This window comes from Paraburkholderia sp. HC6.4b (assembly GCF_014200875.1).
GTDB classification, from domain to species: Bacteria; Pseudomonadota; Gammaproteobacteria; order Burkholderiales; family Burkholderiaceae; genus Paraburkholderia; species Paraburkholderia tuberum.
Window position 1 is genome coordinate 150925 of sequence record NZ_JACHDC010000011.1, and the last position, 18471, is coordinate 169395.

Genomic DNA, 18471 nt, shown 5'->3' on the forward strand with positions numbered 1-18471 from the left:
GCGACACGGTCCAGCGGCAACGGCGGTGCTTCGCACAAATGGCTAGCCTTGCGCGTGTGATTCTCGACTTCCAGAGCGGCGAGCTATCGCGTGACGAGTTCGTCGCGCAGCTCGACAGCGCGTTGGCGACCGAGCAACTCGGTCCGACGCGGCTGCTGGAGACGCTGTACGCCGCGCATCATCGGTCGCCGTTGCCCGACGATCTCTACCTGGAAGTGCGGCGGCGCATCGAGCTGCTGCGCGTGTCGAACGTCGCGGCGGGTGGCGAGGAAACCGGCATCCAGACCTCGGTCGATCTACCGTCGCTGCGTTCGTCGAGCGCTGCGAGTGCGGGCGCCGCGAGTACTGCCGGCAGCGCCGCGCACGAGACCATCAAAGGCATCGGCGATACGCTGAACAACCGCTTCGTGCTCGAGGAGTGTCTCGGCGTGGGCGGCATGGGCACCGTGTACAAGGCGCTCGATCTGCGCAAGCTCGAAGCGTCGGATCGCAAGCCCTATCTCGCGATCAAGGTGCTGAACGTCCAGTTTCGCGGCAATCCGAATTCGCTGGTCGCGCTGCAGCGCGAGGCGCGCAAGGCGCAGGTACTCGCGCATCGCAACATCATCACCGTCTACGACTTCGACCGCGACGGGCCGATCGTCTATCTGACGATGGAGTACCTGAGCGGCAAACCCCTGAGCCAGCTGCTGCGCACGCCGGGCTATCAGGGCATGCCGGTGCGGGCCGCGCTGCCGATCGTGCGCGGCATGTGCGCGGCGCTCGCGTACGCGCACGAGCGCGGCTTCGTCCATTGCGATTTCAAACCCGCGAACGTGTTTTTGACCACGAATGCCGAAGTGAAAGTGATCGACTTCGGCATCGCGCGCGTATTCCAGCGGCCTGAAGAGGAGAGCGACGCGACGGTGTTCGATCCCGGCAGTCTCGGCGCGTTGACGCCGGCCTATGCGAGCCCGGAGATGATCGAGCATCGCGAGCCGGACCCGCGCGACGATATCTACGCGCTTGGCTGCATCACGTACGAGCTGTTGACGGGACATCATCCGTTCGATCGCCTGTCGGCCACGCAGGCGCGCAATGCCGATTTCAAGCCGCAGCGTCCGGCGAATCTCGATGCGCGACAGTGGCGCGCGTTGCGTGCCGCGTTGTCGTTCGATCGCAATACGCGGATACCGAGCGTCGTGCGCTTTATCGCCGAGTTCGACAATGAAGCGCGCGCGGAGAAGTCCGGGACGCTCGCGTGGGTCGGGCTCGCTGGCCTCGCCGTCGTGTGCGCGGTCACCGTGGGCGTGTTCGCTTTTCGCTCGGGGTCCAGCCGGCAGCAAGCCGCGCAAACCGAGGCGGCGCGATCACAGGGCGATCAGGTCGATCGGGCGGCTGGGGCGTCCGCTGTCGCGCCTGCAACGAATGTCGCGCAGACAACGCCGGCGCCCGCGTCGAAGCCCGCGTTGACGCTCGCCGCGATTACGCCCACGCTTGCCCAGGTGCCGTGTTCGGCTTTATCGGGCGCGGTGCAGGACCACGCACTGACGGTACGCGGTTTCCTGTCGCAGCGATACGGTGCCGCGCATCTGAAGGAGACGTTGGCGGCGCTGCCTGGCGTCGATACGGTTTCGCTAGACGTGCGGCCGCTCGCCGACGATAAATGCGACTTCGTCAAAACGCTCGCGCCGTTTCTGGTGCGCAACTGGCAGGCGGGGCGCGTGGCGTCGCTGCAGATGCGTCCGCCAAGCGGTTTTCTGACCGAGAACGACTCGCTGGTGGTCGACCTGAAAGCGCCGCCGTTCGATTCCTTTGCGACCGTCGACTACTACCAGCTAGACGGCCACGTCGTGCACATGGTGCCCAGTCGTCAGTGGCCGGACAATCAGATGCAGGCGAACGGCGGTCCGTACACGATCGGCAGCAATGCGGGCGATTGGACCGTATCGAAGCCGTTCGGCTCGGAAATGGTGGTGCTGATGGTGACGCCGGTGCCGCTGTTCGACAAGCTGCGCCCGGAAAGCGAAGCGCGCGCTGTTTATCTGCGCGCGCTCGAGACCCGGCTCAAGCAGATTGGCGGTCAATACGGGCAGGATCACCTGTTGGCGGACTTCGCCCCGATTACGACCAAACCCGCGACGCGATGATCCGTCAGGAAGCCAATCGACACGGCTTTTAGTGCAGATCCTTGACGACGCGAAAACCGTTCTGCGATTGGCGCACGCCCGCGCTGTATTTGAAGCGCGTCGCGCTGAGCATGTAGTCGCCGCCTTCGCGCCATGAGCCGCCGCGAATCGCGCGCATCTCGCAGCCGGGCGAGTCCCACGCGTGGCCATCGACGGGCGCGCCCTGATAGGTGTTGTGCCAACAGTCGGCGGTCCACTCCCAGACGCCGCCGTTCATGTCGTACAGACCCAGCGGATTCGCGGCGAACGTGCCGACGTTTTCCGGGCCTTCCTTGTGCCACGGGTCGCCGCAGTCCTTGCAATTGGCGTTGCCCTTGCGCATCTGCTCGCCCCACCAGTACGCGGTCGTGGTGCCGGCGCGGTCCGCGTATTCCCATTCGGCTTCGGTCGGCAGACGGTACGGTTTGCCGGTCGTTTTGGCGAGCCACTTGACGTACTGCTGCGCGTCGTCCCAACTGAGATCGCGCGCGGGTGCGGTCTTGATGCTATTGCTCTCCGGCGTCAGCTTCTGGCAGGCGCCGGCGGCGACGCACGCGTTCCATTGCTCGACCGTCACGGGGAATTTACCGATCGCGAAGGGCGCGCCAATGCTCACGTGATGCACGGGTTTTTCCGACGGATCGTCGGTATTGCTGCCCATTGCGAACGAGCCGGCGGGTACCGCGATCATGACCGGACAGGCCGCGCAGTCGCGGATTTCACCGGCCGTCGGGGGATGGGCGACGGTCTTTTCGGCGAATGGCGCGGCAGCGGGGCGCGGCGGCGGCGCGGCTGCGCTGGCTTGCGTCGCGGGATGCATGACCTGGGCAGGCGGCGTGGGTGGCGCGACGTGACCGCTTTGCGTCGCGGGCGCGGCTGGCGGTGCAGCCGGCGCGGCACTCACCGCGGGAGTCGATGCCGCCGCGCGCAATCGATCGATACGCGCATGCGCGAGTGTGGCGAAGCGGCCATTCGGATAGGCCTTCAGATAAGCCTCGTAATCGGCTGGGTAGTTGCTGTCCTTGATCGAATCCCAGAACGTGATTTCGTATTGTTCGCCGCTTTCCTTGGGCATGATGCCGCGACTGCGCGGCGTGATGGCGCGACGCTCTGACGTATTCGACGACTCGATAGCGCCTTCGCCACTTGTGGGAATGGATGAACGCGCGACAGAGAGCCACGGTTGCTGCGTTCCGCGTGTAGCGACGCGTACTTCGGCGCCGACCTGTCGGAACAGCGCGGCGAGCGATCGAGACGATGCGCCGGCGTCGTTGAGCGCTTGCAGCAAGGCATCGGTATAGACGCCATGCCGCGGACCGTCCGCCGCGAAACCGCCCGGTGCGGTTGCATAGGCAATCACGGTGTTGGCAGCGATCCTCGGTTTATCGATCGCAACCGCGGCGGGGGCAAATGGATTGTCGAGGCACGTATCGAGAATCACGAGATTGAGCCGGCCGACACGGGCGGATTGCATCGCATGCAAAACGGTATTCAGATCGACGCCGTTATTCAGTAGCGACACCGGCGCGCGGATGTCGGCTCGCGCATCGAGTTCCGCCGGCAAAAGCAGCGTTTGTGCGCCTACCTGCATGCCGTGTCCGGCGAAATAGAACACTCCGATATCGCCCGTTCGCAATCGTCGTTGAAATTCGTCGATGGCCGCGCGCATCTGCGGCGGCGTAGCATTCGTGCGCGTGATGACTTCGAAGCCACGCGCACGGAGCGCAGCGCCGATCGATTCGGCGTCGCGCGGCGCGTTGGCGCGGATCGGGTTAGCGGCGTCACCGTACTCGCCATTTCCGATCACGAGCGCGACACGCCGAGAATGCGTGTCGTCGCGTGACGAAGCAAAGGGTGAAAGGAGCAAAGCGGTGTCCGCCGGCCGCGCCGGATGACTCGCTACCCGAGCCGGGCTCGGCTCGATGCTTTCATGTTGCGTCGCGGCACCGGCACTGTCCCACTGCGCCTGGATTGCCCCAACCATGCACACCAGCAGGAATCGTCTCCACATCTTTATATCCTGTTTGTACCGGACAGAGTTCAGGCATTCGTGCACCAGGCTCGCGCTGCCCGCGCTCTTTATTAACGATAGCACGCGCTTTGCGTCACAACTGTCCGGGAGTCCTTAACGCGTCATACGGTTAACGAGCATTGCGTATCTTTTTGGCAAGTTACGTCCTAAGCTGATTCACAAAGTCACGTCACACGGTCGTTTTAACTAGGTGGGCTGCCTGCCGGTTTCGACCCGCGACATGCCGCTCGAACACCCGGAAGGTCATCGATAGCCGGGCCCCAGCCATGACTCCTGTTCGGGAGAGTGCGCTATGCGAAGAACCCGTGTTTCCTTTCTTTTCGGCAGTCGTGATCCGGCGCAAGCGCGTCGCGGCGGATTACGCGCGGCGGTGTGCGCGGCGCTCGTCGCGGTCTGCCTCGGTATCGGCACTGGCGGCGTTGCGCGCGCCGAGCAGACGCCGTCTCCGCCGGGGGCCGAGGAGTACATCATCTGGCCGTCGGATGGCGCGGTGATTCACGGCGGCAAGCTGTGGGTGCGCATGGGGCTGCGCAATATGGGCGTGTGTCCGAAGGGCGTCGCGTTTCCGAATACCGGCCACCATCATCTTCTGATCGACACGGATTTGCCCGCGCTCGATCAGGAGATTCCATCGGATCGCCAGCACCTGCATTTCGGCGCGGGCGAAACCGACGCGCGCATCGAGTTGCCGCCCGGCAAGCACACGCTGCAGCTGATTCTCGGCGACCATAATCACGTGCCGCACGTACCGCCCGTGTATTCGAAGAAGATCACCATCACCGTGCTAAAGAACTAACGCGGTCCGTTCGTTCGAACTGGTCAAGCCGGAACGGAGAGTCCTGATGAAGAAAATCATTGCGGCCGCGGCATTCGTCGCAGCGGCGCTGACGGTATCGACCGCGCCGCAGGGCGCGTGGGCAGCGACGCCGTCGCCGCCCGGCGCTTACGCGTATATCGGCTATCCGAACGATGGCCAGGTGGTGCCCGCCAATAAACCGTTTCGCGTGTGGTTCGGTCTGCGTTTCATGGGGGTCGCGCCGAAAGGCGTGAAGTACCCGAACACCGGCCACCATCATCTTCTGATCGATACCGATCTGCCGCCGATGGATCAGGAGATACCCTCGGATCGCCATCATCTGCATTTCGGCGCGGGCGAAACGGAAACGATGATTTCATTGCCGCCAGGCAAGCATACGCTGCAGCTGTTGATGGGCGACGACATGCATATGCCGCACAACCCGCCGGTGTATTCGAAGAAGATCACGGTGATCGCGCGCTGACTGTCATCGAGCAGCCAACAATGTCGCGCGCGCTGTTGGCTGCGATCCACCATTCACTGGTCTCGCTCTGCCGCTCGTCAGCGTCGGGACAGCGGGTGCGATCTTCCTGGCCTTTGCTACAAGGCGTTCAGGACGCGAATGACGAAAGCAAGGCACTCCTGGCATAGCCCATGCATCAGTAGCGCCCGAGCAGACAAGTTGCTCGAATCCCGACGCTCGATGATGCGCTTTCCCCATTCCCAGGAGATTTGCCATGAACACGCTGATGATCAAGGATCTGTCCAACACCGAACAACTCGACAGCAAGGCGATGAGCGCCGTGCGCGGTGGCAACGGCTACTATTCGATGCCGTCGTACCTCAGCTATGCGCCCGTCTATGCGCCGACCAGCATCAAGAACGTCTCCACGACGCAGATGATCAACACGGAAATGAACATCCAGAGCGCTAACGGCAACGACTCGGCGCTGGTCAGCGGTACGGCCACCTACATCCAACCGACCATTTACTCGAGCAACGTCAACAACGGGTAGTGAGCGGCGCACACGCGGCCCGGGCGGCCGCGTGTGCGTGCCCCAACAGGCGCGTCGCTCAAAAAGACCGCTAATCCAATCGTCCTTTCCACGCATCCTTCGCGTATCCGCCGCTCCCCGCATCGACTTTTCCGCCGCTTCATTGCCGAAGCCGCGCGGAAGCGGCTCGGGCTGAAAAACCGGGCATCTCGCGCGAAACAGGCGGGTGCAACTGGAGACCACCGTGTCAGCACTGCCGGAATCATCGTTCGATTCGTCGTGTGATTCGCTGGACCTTCAGCGGGTTCCTGCTGAAGCCAGGACGCCTCGCCGCATAGCCCGTGTACTGCGCGGGATCTGCGCGGCAACGATGTGCGCTTTGGCAGTGAGCGCGTGCGTCGACGTCAGCATGCCGGCTTATCAACGCCCGGACACGCCGGCCAAGACATCGTGGTCGGATCGCAATGGCGCGCCGGTATCGGCCGCGGAGACGATCGAGCGCGACTGGTGGAAGGGCTTCCAGGACCCGTACCTCGATACGCTGATCGACAAGGCGATCGACGGCAACTTCGATATCCGGGTGCTGGCCGCGCGTATCGAAGTCGCGCACACGCAGATCAGCGAGACAGGCGCGGCCGCATTGCCGACGGCGGACCTCGGTGCCGGCGCCGACTACACGAAGACGACTGGCCAGCCTTTGACGAAGACGTACAACCTCGCGCTGCAGGTGAACTGGGACATCGACATCTGGGGCAAGGTCGAAAAAGGCGTGCAGGCGCAAAAGGCCGAATTCCACGCGAGCGAGGCGGATTGGCGCGCGGGGTATCTCGAACTCGTCGCGAATGTGGCCAGTACCTATTTCCAGATCCTGCAATTCGACGACCAGATCGCACAGCAGCAAAAGACCATCGCCACGAACAAGCAAATCCTGGCGATCTACGAAGGCCAGGCGCGCAATGGGCTCGTGCCGCAAACGCAGGTATTGCGCCAGCAGGCGGAGATCAACCGGCTCACCAACGATCTCTATGATCTGCGCCGATCGCGGGCGGTCTCCGACAACGCGCTATGCACGTTGCTCGGCGTGCCGGCCGGCGAATTCCATGTGCCGCAGGGCCATTTACAGGAGCGCGTGAAATTGCCGGGCGTGCCCGATGGTTTGCCCGCGCAATTGCTGTCGCGCCGCCCCGACGTGGTGGCGGCCGAATTCAGGGTGCTCGAGGCCTATGACCTCGTCGGTCAGTCGAAGCTCGCGCAATTGCCGAGCATCGGCCTCACCGCGCAAGGCGGCACGGCAAGTTACGCGCTTAACCAGTTGCTGAAGTCGTTCACGTTCGGCCTGATGCCGAGCATCAATTTTCCGCTGTTCGATCCGGGCGTGCGCGCACATGTGAAGGTGACCGAGGCGCAATCGAAAGTCGCCGAGCAGCAATATCGCGTGGCCGTGATGGGCGCATTCGAGGAAGTGGAGAACGCGCTCGTCAATCTGAGTGCGCATAAGGCGCAGCACGCGGAATTGCTGCAGCAGGTGTCGCGCCTGCAGATCGTCGCTGATCAGATCCAGTCGCAACTGCGCCTTGGCGTCGTGTCGCAGCTCGAAGTATTCGAAGACGAGCGGACCTTGCTGGAGGCGCAACAGGCGTTGCTGGAAAACCACCAATTGATTCTGTCCGACACGGTAACGCTTTATAAGGCGCTCGGCGGCGGATGGCCCGGTGTCGACGTGCAAGCGCAGGTCAAAGAGAAGTAACGAAACATTGAGCTAATCCACGAGTTGGCGTACCGCGCGGGTATTTCGTCGGCTGACGGCTTATCCGCGGTCTTCTCATCCGGCGATATCCAAATTGACACTCTCGATGCGTGACTTACAATCCTTTAGGGGTCAGCGTTTGCGTGGCTCTTCACGACAATATCGTTGCGCCGTTGTTCTTCGTCCAGTTCGCCCCGCGTTCCCGCCGCGGCGGGTAAACGCTTAGCGATCCAGATAAAATGGCCACCGGCGAAGCTCCGATTGCTGAAATGCGCGTGACAGTGGACGCTGCCTTCGACGTGGTGTTGTCACCGGTTGCCTGCGCGCAGCGCCCCGCGCTCGACGCCATTCGCATCGTCGACAACCTGTTCGCCATCGGCCGCAGCGAAGCGCCGTTCAGCGACTATCCCGCACCATGGACCGCCGCTCTCTCGCGCCGACATGCGCGCGTTTTCATCGAGCATGGCGCGATTTATGTTGCCGATCTCGGCAGCAAGAACGGCACGACGGTCAACGGCATCGCGGTGCGACAAACCCCCGCGCGTGTACGCGCCGGCGATGAACTCTGCTTTGGCGGTGAACTGCGCTATCGCGTCGGCATCGAGCCGCGCGCGCGCGTCGTCACGGGTGGAAGCGCTTCTCCCCTCATTCATCTATTGCTGGTGCCGCAGCGCGATGACCTGGGTCTGCAACCGGTCGACGTGCTGGCTTTTCCATTTCTGGTCAGTAAAACGGACGAGGTTTTCTCGCGCTACAAAGACCGTTATCCGCATCAGGTCAATTACATTTCCCGGCGCCATGCGCACCTGTTTCTGAAGGGCGGCGAGCTCTATGTCGAGGATCTCGGCAGCACCAACGGCACGTTCGTGAATGGACAGCGGATCGGCGAATCGGCGCTTGCACTGGCGGACGGCGACGTCGTTGCATTTGGCGGCGACCACTTCGTCTACAGGGTGTCGCTACAGAACTCCGCCGACGTCGAACCCACCGTGACCCAGCTCTCTCTTCAGCCCGCTGTCGACAGTGCCGCCGATGCCGACAAGACGACCTTCGTCGGCGCTGCGCATTCGTTTCTCGACATCTTTTGCGTCGATCCGGCGCTGCAACGCGAAGACGAAGTGAATGAAGCGGCGCAGCCGGGCTCCGCGCGCGCGAAGCGTGACGGAATAGGGACGGCAAATGGCGCGCAGGGCGCCAAAGGTGCGCAGGCGGGGCATCCCGCCGATACGAGAGACGGCGCGAACGAAAGAAGCGGCAAAGCTAAAAGCGCGGCAAGAGGTAAGCCGCGTCGCTGGAAGATGGTCGCCGGCGAACTCCACAAGGCGTTAGTGGACGGCGAGCGCACCAATGTGCGGCGCGCGGCGGCATGGGGCGGAGCGGCTATCGCGATCGTGGTTGCGCTTGGCGTGGGCCTTTATCTGCACGGTTCATCGGAACGGGAGTTGAAGAGCCTGCTCGCGAGCGGTGATTACTCGAGCGCCCTCACGATGGCGCGCGGCTATCTGGCCACGCATCCGGCGGACACGAAAATCAGCGCGCTCGCGAGCGAGGCGTTGTTGAAAGCGAACTTGCCGGGCTGGATCGAAGCCGTGCAAAAAGCGCAGTTCGACCAGGCCGACACGCTGCTGAAGAACATGAGGGCGTTGAGCGGAAATGACGCCGATGCCGCGTCGCTGGTCGGCGAATTGCAATGGGTCGGCGATCTCGAACGCTTCGTCGCGGCGCGTGGCGGCGTCGACGCGCCGATCCGCATGTATACGGACGAAGCGACGATCAACGGTCTGCTGCACCGCTGGGACGACGACGCGGCGAGTCACCAGCGCGCGCTCGATCGGATTGCGAGTTACGTGCCGGTCTTCGCGGAGCCCTACGCCCACACGCTCAGCCATCTGCGCAAGCTCGAAAGCGACGATTCGGTGTACGTCGCCGCGATCGATCGGCTCAATGGCGTAATTCGTACCGAACTTTCGCGCGACAAACCCGACGCGCTGCCGCCGGTACTCGACGATTACGCGCAGCGTTATCCGCGGCTCGCGGGGCTCGATAGAGTGCGCGACGATTTGCGCCAATACACCGGGTTGCTGAATGCCGCGTTGAGCCGTCAATTGACGTCATTGCTGGCGATGATGAAAACGGTGCGCTTCAGCACGCCGCCTTTTCAGGCGCAATTCCAGCAGCTTGCGGCGACGCGCTTGCCGTCGGCGGACATCGTTCAACGGCAGGACGCGGTCGATGCCGCGTGGCAGCGCGGCGACGCGCAGCAGGCGCTGAACGATTTGCAGTCGATGCCGGCGAGCCCGTGGTCCGATGTGCTCGCGGCCGAAGCGACGCACAAGCAGGCGTTGTCCGATCAATACAACGATCTGCGGAAAACGCGTGACGGGAAAGATTACGACCAGCGTCTGCTGTCGTTCTACGCGAGCCTCGATCCGCGGATAGACGCATGGTTCGTGCAGGCGATCCAGAAAGACGTGGCCGCATTGCATGACAAGGCACTCGCGCATGCGCAAGATCTGCTGGTGCGCGCGCAAAGCCTGTGGAAAGAGTACCGCGCGAACGGCCCGATCGGCGGCACGCAGCGGCTCGAAGCCGGCATCTCGCCGGGCTTTCGCAACGAGGCGCGTCTGCTGAGCGAGGCGCAGACGGCGGCACGCCAGGGCATGCGCATCTATACGCAGTTGAAGGCCGATCATCCCACCGACTTCGATCGCCTGCTCGCGGATATCGAAGCCGAAGCGAGTTTGCAGCGCCGCTCGTTGACCGAGTTGCGCATGGTGCTGGACCCTGGGTTGCTGAAAGCGAAGCTCGCGTTGATTGGAGGCGATCAGAGTGAAACGCGATCCTCACCCTAGACCGTTGTCGGAGGCGCTCGAAGATCATAGCGTCGAAGGCATTGTGATTCTGACGTCCGAGCCGGTGCGGATTGCGCGCGCGCTGATCTGGGCGATGGTCGCGCTCGTCGTGTCGGGTTTGCTGTGGTCGTTCGTCGGCCGCGCGGATGTGATCGTCAGCGCGCCCGGCACGTTGGCGCCGGAGTCGGAGGTGCGGCGCATCTATACGCCGATCGACGGCGAACTCGCGGATCTGTATATCGCCGAGGGGCAGCCGGTGTCGAAAGGCGACGTGCTCGCGCGGCTCAATGCGCGCGGCGCGATCGAGGCAGCGAGCAACGCGTTACAGGCACAAGTGAAGCTCGAAGACGCCGAACGCGAATGGAAGCAGTTCCCGGAGAAGAAGGCGTTGATGGAACGCAAGGCCGCGTCGTTGAAGGCGCAACTCGAAGTCGAGGAGCGCTTGCACGAGAATCGCGTTTCAGAAGGCACGACGAAGCTTGCCGAAGGGCAGAAGGCCGAACTCGACGAAGCGCGCAGCTCGCTCGACAACGCGCGCCGCACGCGCGAAGCGGCGAATCAGGAACTCGATCGCTATTCGCGGCTGTTCGCGCAGCCGGGCGGCGGTGGCATTGCCGAATTACAGGTCGAGCAGAAACGCACGGCCGCGCTCGAAGCGGATAACGCTTACCGTGTCGCGCAGTCGAAGCTGGCCGAGCTCGACTTTCGTCTGAGCCATGAATACGCGCAGGCCAATGCGCAACTGGCGACGAGCGGCCAGCAAAGCACCGATCTGCAGCTGCAATACGATCAGGCGGTGCGCGACATCACCGATGCGGAAGACAAACTGCGCGTGCAACTGCAAAGCGCGCGCCTCGAAGCCGATGCCGCCGCGCGGGTGCGTTTCGAGAACATCGATAAAGACAATTTTCTGCTGATTCTCGCGCCGGTTTCAGGCGTGATCACCGACGTCACGTCGACGCAGCGCGGCGACAAGATTCAGGCGAACGCACCGCTCGGCGGCATTGCGCCAAAAGACGCGCGGCCCGTGCTGAAGATCGAAATCTCCGAACACGACCGCGCCTTTCTGCACGTGGGCCTGCCTGTCAAATTGAAGTTCAACGCGTTTCCTTACCAGCGCTACGGGTTGATCAGCGGCACGCTCGCCTATATCTCGCCGGCCACGAAGCCATCCGCGCAGGACAAGCAACCGGTCTACGAAGGCCGTGTCACGCTGGACAAGGACTACTACCAGGTGGCCGGCACGCGTTATCCGCTGCGTTACGGCATGACCGCCAATGCGGAAATCGTCGTGCGCGAGCGGCGCCTGATCGACCTCGGTCTCGATCCGTTCAGAGAGGTGGCGGGTTGAGCGCGCGAATCAAAACATCCACGAAAGGAGCCGAGCAAATGACCGCGATAGTGCGTATCGATGACGAAGTCGTGGACGTGGACGAGTTCATTCGTCTTCTGAAACTGACCGGCCAGTTCGAGAGCCTGGTCGAGCAGATCGTGCGCGACAAGCTTACCGTCCATGCGGCGAAGAAGCAGGGCGTCGCCGTCAGCGCCGACGAAATCCAGCAGCGCGCGGACCAGTTTCGCCGCGTGCGCGGGCTGCATCGCGCGGCGGACATGAATCATTATCTCGACGCGCTGCACGTGAGCCTCGACGAATTCGAGGCGTTCATTACCGACGGGCTTTATCAGGAGAAGATGCTCGACGACATCGGTAACGACGCGGCGATCCATGATTACTTCGCGCTGAATTCACCGAAGTTCGACGCGATCGAAGTCAGCCATATCGTGCTCGATAGCGAAGGTAAGGCGAAGGAAATGATCTCGTACCTGCACGACGACCCCGACGCCTTCGGCGAGATGGCGCGCGAGCATTCGATTGCCGATACGCGCGAGTCGGGCGGCGTGATCGGCAAGGTACTGCGCGGTTCGCTGAAGCCCGATATCGAGGCGAAGATCTTCAATGCGGCGGTCGGCGATCTGCTTGGGCCGTTTCCGTCGGCCGACCGTTCGTGTTTCGAGATCTTCGCGGTCACGGCCAAATATCCGGCCACGCTCGATGCCGACGTGGCCACCGAAATCCGCCGTTTGCTGCGCGAGAGCTGGCTCATTGCCCGCGCCCAGGAACACGTGATCGAAGCGCGCTAGCGCCCGACTAGCGCCCGATAAAGCGAGGCTCACCGATACATGGACGCCCTCCAGACCGCGCCATCCGCGCCTTCCACCGCCGAATTTCTCGCTTCGGTGGAGATCCTGTCGCCGTTCTCGCGCGACGAAATCGAGCGGCTTGCCGAGTACGCGCAGGCAAAGTTCTATCCGTTTGGCGAAACGGTGTGCTCGGCCGGTGACGTGGCCGAAGGTCTCTATGTGATCCGCTCGGGCACGGTACGTATCTTCTCCGAGGAGCACGGCAAGGAAACCAGCATGGGCGTGCGCAAGTCGGGCGAGATCTTTGCCGACATTGCGATGTTGCGCTCGTACGTTCACGAAGCGTCGGTACGTTCGTCGGGCAAGACCGAAGTGCTGTTCATTCCGCGCAGCGCGATCGAACCGGTGATGGCGGGCAACGCCGCCGCGTTGGCGTTCGTCGCCAGCTATGTGGCGATCAATTCGGCCGGGGGCTTCGTCGCGCAATTGTTCGATCTGCGCGGCAAGCTGAACAAGGCGGAACTCGAAGAGTACGTGCGCAGCGTCGGCGCAAAACGGGTCGCTGCCGGCAAGGAGATTCTGAAACAGGACGGCCGCGACGACAGGCGGCTTTATGTGGTGCGGCAAGGCCAGGTGCGCATCGTGCGGCAGGAGGAGGGCCACAACTATACGCTCGCGACGCTCGGCAAAGGCGAGATATTCGGCGAGAAGGCGTGCCTGATGCGCCAGGAACAGATGGCATCGGTCGTTGCAACCACCGACACGCGGCTGCTGGTCATCCCCGAGCGCACCGTTCATTTCATTCTCGAGCGCAATCCGAAACTGCGAGAAGTGCTCGACGAGCGCATCCGCTATGGCGACCGCGAATTACAGCGGCAAAAGCGGCTCGAACAGCGGCGCAAGCTGCCGTTGATGCTCGACCTGCAGAGCAAACCGGAACTCGGCGAGAAGATCATCCGGCGTTTCGCGCTCGTCGAGCAGGCCGAGGAGATGGATTGCGGCGCCGCGTGTCTCGCGATGATCTGCCGCCATTACGGCATTCCGATGACGCTCGGCAAATTGCGCGAACTCGCGAACGTGACGACGCAGGGTGCGACGCTCGACAGCCTCGCGCGCGCGGGCGAGTCGCTCGGCTTCACGACGCGCGGCGTGCAATGCACGTTCGATTCGCTGCGCGGCTTCGATCTGCCGTTCATCGTGCATTGGGAGGGCTATCACTATGTGGTCGTGTACGGGCTGTCGAAAGACTATGTCTGGGTGGCGGACCCGGCACTCGGTTTCAGAAAGCTGAGCGTCGAAGATTTCGAACGCGGGTGGAGCGGCACCTGCCTATTGTTTACCGGCGGATCGCAGTTGCTGCAGATGTCGGCCGAGCGCTCGCCGTGGATTCGCTTTGTCGGCTACCTGAAGCCGTACCGCAAGATACTCGGCTATCTGTTTCTGGCGACCTTCGTGATTCAGGTTCTCGGCGTGATTCCACCGCTAATCATTCAGAATATTCTGGACGGCGTGATCGTGCATCAGAACGTCAGTCTGCTGCATATGCTGATCGGCGGGCTCATCATCTCCAATGTCTTCACGCAGCTGATGTCGACGATTCGCGCGTATCTGGCGAACTTCATGGTTCGCAACATGGACTTCGCGATGATGTCGCAGTTCTTCAAGCATACGTTGTCGCTGCCGTTCTCGTTCTTCGCGAAGCGCAAGACCGGCGATATCTTCGCGCGCTTTCAGGAAAACCAGACGATCCGCGCGTTCCTGACCGAATCCACCGTGACGACCGCGCTGAATCTGCTGATGATCTTCATCTACTTCACGATCATGTTCGTGTACAACGTGAAGATGACGCTGGTGTTGATCGCGTTCGTGATTCCGATCATGGGACTCACGGTGATCGCGACGCCGAAGATCAAGGGCTACGCCCGCGAGGTGTTCACGGCGTCGACCGAGGCGAAGTCGTTCCTGATGGAAGCTCTGTCCGGCGTCGAGACCGTCAAGGGCATGGGCATCGAGCGGCCGGTACGGTTGCGCTGGGAGAAGAAATACGCAAAGGCGCTCGAATTGCAATATCGCGCGCACGCATTCAATATTCTGGTCGGCTTTGGCAGTCAATTGCTGAATGCGGCAACGACGATTGCGATTCTTTGGGTCGGCGCGAATCTGGTACTCGCGCGTGAGTTGACGATCGGTCAGCTGATCGCGTTCAATGCATTCATGGGCAGCGTATTGAGTCCGCTGATGGGTCTCGTCGGCTTGTGGAGCATGCTCAACGATGCGGGTGTCGCGATGGAACGGCTCGGCGATGTGCTCGATATCGAGCCCGAACAGAAGCCGCAGGATTTGCCCTCGCGCGTGATGCTGCCGGAGCTGCAAGGCGAGATCAGCCTGCAAGGCGTGTACTTCCGCTATGGCGAAGAGGATTCCGCTTATGTGCTGGAGAACATCAGCTTCGATATCAAGCCGGGTGAACTGGTCGCGATCGTCGGGCGCAGCGGGTCGGGAAAAACCACGCTCGCGAAGCTGCTGGTTGGCTTCTATCGGCCGAGCGAAGGGAAAATAACGATCGACGGCTATGACTCCGGCGTGATCGACAAGACTTATTTCCGCGCGCAAATCGGCTACGTGATGCAAAGCAATCTGCTGTTCTCGGGCACGATCGCCGAGAACATCGCAAGCGGGGACGACGCGCCGGAGCGCCGCCGCATCGAGGAAGTCGCGAAAATGGCCGACGCGCATGGCTTCATCAGCAAGATGCCGCTCGGATATGAGCAGATCGTCGGCGAGCGCGGCATCGGTTTGTCGGGCGGTCAAATCCAGCGGCTTTGCATTGCGCGTGCGCTGTATCACGATCCGCGTCTGCTCGTGTTCGACGAGGCGACGTCGGCGCTCGACTCGCAATCGGAAAGCAATATTCTCGGCAATATGCACGACATCCTGAAGGGCCGCACGGCGGTGATCATCGCGCATCGGCTCAGCACGATCATGCGCGCGGACAAGATTCTCGTGCTGTATGAAGGCGCGATCGTCGAACAGGGCCGTCACGAGGAGCTGATCCAGCGCGGCGGCATGTACTATCAGCTCGTGCAGAAACAGTTGAGTGCATCATGATGAAGATACTCGACCAGATTGAAGAGGCGAGTCCCGCGATATCGTACGCGGGACTGATCGAGCGGATCGAGATCCTGCGCTCCACGTTGCGCTGGTCGTCGCGGCTCGAACGCGCCGATATCGACAAGCTGCTGAGGCAGGCCACGTCGTTGCGCGACGAAGTGATGCAGCTTTCGCACAAGGAGCGCTTCGTGCAGGCGGCCACCGCGGGCGAGCCGCAGACGAGCGCGGAGCAATCGCGCGGTGCGCGCCGCAAGGCACTACTCGAACGCAGCTTCATTTTCGAGGGCACGTTCGGCGACAACCCGCGTTTGCTCGAATCGCTCGAAATCGCGGAAAAAGCGGCGCCAACCGATTTGCCGGTGTTGATCGATGGAGAAAGCGGCACCGGCAAGGAGCTGATGGCGAAAGTGATTCACGCGAATGGCTCGCGTGCGGACAAGCCGTTCGTTTCGGTGAACTGCGGCGCGATTCCGGAAAATCTGCTCGAATCCGAACTTTTCGGGCATCGCAAGGGCGCATTCACGGGCGCGTCGAGCGACCGCAAGGGAAAATTCGAAAGCGCGCATACGGGCACGATCTTTCTCGACGAAATCGGCGAGTTGCCGCTCGCGGGCCAGGTCAAGCTGCTGCGTGTGCTCGAGGCGCACGAGATTCAACGCGTCGGCTCCGACGAAACGATCGCGGTCGATACGCGCATCGTCGCGGCGACCAATCGCAATCTGCGCAAGCTCAGCGAGGAAGGCCGGTTTCGCGAGGATCTGTTCTACCGGCTCAGCGTGATTCACGTGACGTTGCCGCCGCTGCGCGAACGGCGCGACGAAATTCCGTTGCTGATTGCGTGGTTCGGCGACGAAGCGGCGGGTACCCTGAAACGCCGGCCAGTCAGGTTGACGCCGCGTTTGCGGGACTTTCTATTGAGCTACGCGTATCCGGGCAACATTCGCGAATTGCGCAACGTGATGTACCGCATCTCATGTCTGGCTGCCGACATGGCCGACATCGAGCATTTGCCGCTCGATATGCGACCCGCCGCACCCGGTTCGGCGGCGGCGCAGGCGGAGGGCGGACAGGCGAGCGGCGAGCAGCCGATCAGCGTCGCGAATCTGATGTCGTTGAGCGACGCGAAGCGGGCGGCCAGCGACGACGCCGAAAAAGCGTTCCTCGAACGCGGACTGCGTGAAGTCAGCGGGACCGTCGCCGAACTGGCGCGGCGCATCGATATGAATCGCTCGCACTTGCAGATGCTGCTGAAAAAACACGGCCTGCACTCGAAGGATTTCCGCAATCGCAATGCGCCGCCCACGAAGAACGGCGCGAACGAGCGCGACGAGGAAGACGACGAAGGCTGAGTGAACGACCACTGATCGCTCGGTGAAACGCGCGCCTGAAGATCATCAAGGCGCCGGGTTCAGCAAGGTCTTGTCCGCCGCATTCGGGTCCTGCGCTTCGACGACCACTGCGGTGATGTTGTCGCGCCCGCCGCGCGCGAGCGCGAGGTCGACGAGTTCGCAACATGCGTTTTCGCGCTCCGCCGTGGTCAGCACGGCGGCGATCTCGTCGTCGCTCAGTTCGTTGCTGAGACCGTCGCTGCACAACAGGAACACGTCGCCGTCGGTGACTTCGATCGCGTCTTCGTCGAGTTCGAGCGAATCCGTTGCCCCGACCGCGCGCGTGATCATGTGCTGCGCGGGATGATGGCGCGCCTCTTCGTCGGTGATGACGCCGAGCGAGCGCAGCTCCTCGACCTGGCTGTGATCGCGCGTCAGTTGCCGCAATTGCCCCGCGCGGTACAGGTAGATGCGGCTGTCGCCGGCCCACACGTAGCCGCAGAAGCGATCGCATGCAAGCAGCACGACCACGGTGCTGCCGATGCGCTGCACCTGGCGGCGCGCGGCTTCGTCGCGCAATTGACGGTTCGCGGTTTGCAGACGCGTGCGTACATCGGCGATCAGCATTCTGAGGCCGTGCGGCGCCGCCAGTTGAGTCAACGCGTCAATCACGGTGCGGCTGGCAACGTCGCCGACCGCGTGACCGCCCATCCCATCGGCGACAGCCCAGCGTCCCGCTTCGGGCTCGTCGAGGCAGGCATCTTCGTTGATTTCGCGGACCCGTCCCGTGTCGGAACGCGCGGACGACGTCCAGCGAAATTGGCTCTCGCATGTCACAACGGCTACACCATATCGTTTCGGTTGCGTGCGTCCGGAGACACGGTGAGGTTCGCGTTCGCGCCGGTGTTGCGTACGTCGACCGACTGGAACTGGTTGATCATCTGGTTAGCATAGAAGTTGTTGGAGACCTCGTACAGATTGACCACCGGCCCAATGCTCGGCGTTTGCGGCACGTACGGCTGAATCCAGCCATAGATCCATGGCGCGCCGCCGCCACCGCGAATCGCCGCCATCGCTTTGCGATCGAGCGCGAGGTTCAGCGAGAGGTCGTTCAATTTGATGCAGGACATGTCGTTCTCCGGTTGGCCGCGAGCGCAATGCGCGCGGCTGAATGGACTCTGCACCACACGGTGCAAAGGCCATGCCAATCGGGGGCGGATTCGACGCGAAGCCCGCGGCGCATTGACTGGCGCGGCTTGCGCGGCTTTACCACGAACGCGGTCGACGCGATCGGTCGGCTCGCGGCCAACAAGCCCCCATT

At 62.6% G+C, this 18471-nt stretch carries 13 protein-coding genes and 1 pseudogene; 10 read left to right on the forward strand and 4 right to left on the reverse strand.

Annotation, left to right across the window (positions count from 1 at the left end; all coding sequences use genetic code 11):
• Positions 1–38 precede the first annotated feature (38 nt).
• Positions 39–2129, forward strand: a complete 2091-nt coding sequence (locus HDG34_RS18420; protein ID WP_184061600.1) for a serine/threonine protein kinase — start codon at positions 39–41, stop codon at positions 2127–2129.
• A gap of 28 nt (positions 2130–2157) precedes the next feature.
• On the opposite strand, the gene HDG34_RS40170 is transcribed toward HDG34_RS18420, so the two are convergent.
• Together HDG34_RS40170 and HDG34_RS40175 are read right to left on the reverse strand one after the other, a co-directional pair.
• Complete coding sequence (locus HDG34_RS40170) at positions 2158–3222, reverse strand: formylglycine-generating enzyme family protein (RefSeq protein WP_409259433.1); 1065 nt, start codon at positions 3220–3222, stop codon at positions 2158–2160.
• A gap of 105 nt (positions 3223–3327) precedes the next feature.
• Positions 3328–4158, reverse strand: a pseudogene (locus HDG34_RS40175) (caspase domain-containing protein); the annotation flags it as partial.
• Positions 4159–4471: 313 nt separating this feature from the next.
• Here HDG34_RS40175 and HDG34_RS18430 point away from each other — a divergent pair.
• The 9 genes from HDG34_RS18430 to HDG34_RS18470 all read left to right on the forward strand — a co-directional run bounded on the left by HDG34_RS18430 (position 4472) and on the right by HDG34_RS18470 (position 17171).
• Entirely contained in the window at positions 4472–4975 is a 504-nt protein-coding gene (locus HDG34_RS18430) for a DUF4399 domain-containing protein (RefSeq protein WP_184061602.1), read from the forward strand.
• 46 nt (positions 4976–5021) lie between these two features.
• The gene (locus HDG34_RS18435) at positions 5022–5459 is read left to right on the forward strand and encodes a DUF4399 domain-containing protein (protein WP_090807583.1); all 438 of its coding nucleotides are present in this window, start codon (positions 5022–5024) and stop codon (positions 5457–5459) included.
• 253 nt (positions 5460–5712) lie between these two features.
• The gene (locus HDG34_RS18440; protein WP_184061603.1) at positions 5713–5991 is read left to right on the forward strand and encodes a hypothetical protein; all 279 of its coding nucleotides are present in this window, start codon (positions 5713–5715) and stop codon (positions 5989–5991) included.
• Positions 5992–6340: 349 nt separating this feature from the next.
• Positions 6341–7717, forward strand: a complete 1377-nt coding sequence (locus HDG34_RS18445; protein WP_221309169.1) for an efflux transporter outer membrane subunit — start codon at positions 6341–6343, stop codon at positions 7715–7717.
• A 239-nt stretch (positions 7718–7956) separates the two neighbouring features.
• On the forward strand, positions 7957–10569 hold the full coding sequence (locus HDG34_RS18450; protein ID WP_184061604.1) for an FHA domain-containing protein: 2613 nt from the start codon (positions 7957–7959) through the stop codon (positions 10567–10569).
• Positions 10547–11920: an HlyD family efflux transporter periplasmic adaptor subunit gene (locus tag HDG34_RS18455; protein ID WP_184061605.1), complete on the forward strand. Its 1374-nt coding sequence runs from the start codon at positions 10547–10549 to the stop codon at positions 11918–11920. Before HDG34_RS18450 ends, HDG34_RS18455 begins: the two co-directional genes overlap by 23 nt.
• 38 nt (positions 11921–11958) lie before the next feature.
• Positions 11959–12711, forward strand: a complete 753-nt coding sequence (locus HDG34_RS18460) for a peptidylprolyl isomerase (protein ID WP_184024541.1) — start codon at positions 11959–11961, stop codon at positions 12709–12711.
• Positions 12712–12750: 39 nt separating this feature from the next.
• Complete coding sequence (locus HDG34_RS18465) at positions 12751–15819, forward strand: peptidase domain-containing ABC transporter (protein ID WP_184061606.1); 3069 nt, start codon at positions 12751–12753, stop codon at positions 15817–15819.
• The gene (locus HDG34_RS18470; protein ID WP_184061607.1) at positions 15816–17171 is read left to right on the forward strand and encodes a sigma-54-dependent Fis family transcriptional regulator; all 1356 of its coding nucleotides are present in this window, start codon (positions 15816–15818) and stop codon (positions 17169–17171) included. The genes HDG34_RS18465 and HDG34_RS18470 overlap by 4 nt, the downstream gene beginning before the upstream one ends.
• Before the next feature lie 45 nt (positions 17172–17216).
• Here HDG34_RS18470 and HDG34_RS18475 read toward each other — a convergent pair whose 3' ends face one another.
• Positions 17217–17987: a protein phosphatase 2C domain-containing protein gene (locus HDG34_RS18475; protein ID WP_184061608.1), complete on the reverse strand. Its 771-nt coding sequence runs from the start codon at positions 17985–17987 to the stop codon at positions 17217–17219.
• 5 nt (positions 17988–17992) lie between these two features.
• Positions 17993–18280 (reverse strand): hypothetical protein, encoded by a 288-nt coding sequence (locus tag HDG34_RS18480; protein WP_090807566.1) that lies wholly within the window; start codon positions 18278–18280, stop codon positions 17993–17995.
• Between the last annotated feature and the right edge of the window lie 191 nt (positions 18281–18471).

Coding starts and splice junctions, on each gene's coding strand:
- HDG34_RS18420 (WP_184061600.1), top strand. CDS start 39: ATGGCTAGCCTTGCGCGTGTGATTCTCGACTTCCAGAGCGGCGAGCTA.
- HDG34_RS40170 (WP_409259433.1), bottom strand. CDS start 3,222: ATGCCCAAGGAAAGCGGCGAACAATACGAAATCACGTTCTGGGATTCG.
- HDG34_RS18430 (WP_184061602.1), top strand. CDS start 4,472: ATGCGAAGAACCCGTGTTTCCTTTCTTTTCGGCAGTCGTGATCCGGCG.
- HDG34_RS18435 (WP_090807583.1), top strand. CDS start 5,022: ATGAAGAAAATCATTGCGGCCGCGGCATTCGTCGCAGCGGCGCTGACG.
- HDG34_RS18440 (WP_184061603.1), top strand. CDS start 5,713: ATGAACACGCTGATGATCAAGGATCTGTCCAACACCGAACAACTCGAC.
- HDG34_RS18445 (WP_221309169.1), top strand. CDS start 6,341: ATGTGCGCTTTGGCAGTGAGCGCGTGCGTCGACGTCAGCATGCCGGCT.
- HDG34_RS18450 (WP_184061604.1), top strand. CDS start 7,957: ATGGCCACCGGCGAAGCTCCGATTGCTGAAATGCGCGTGACAGTGGAC.
- HDG34_RS18460 (WP_184024541.1), top strand. CDS start 11,959: ATGACCGCGATAGTGCGTATCGATGACGAAGTCGTGGACGTGGACGAG.
- HDG34_RS18465 (WP_184061606.1), top strand. CDS start 12,751: ATGGACGCCCTCCAGACCGCGCCATCCGCGCCTTCCACCGCCGAATTT.
- HDG34_RS18470 (WP_184061607.1), top strand. CDS start 15,816: ATGATGAAGATACTCGACCAGATTGAAGAGGCGAGTCCCGCGATATCG.
- HDG34_RS18480 (WP_090807566.1), bottom strand. CDS start 18,280: ATGTCCTGCATCAAATTGAACGACCTCTCGCTGAACCTCGCGCTCGAT.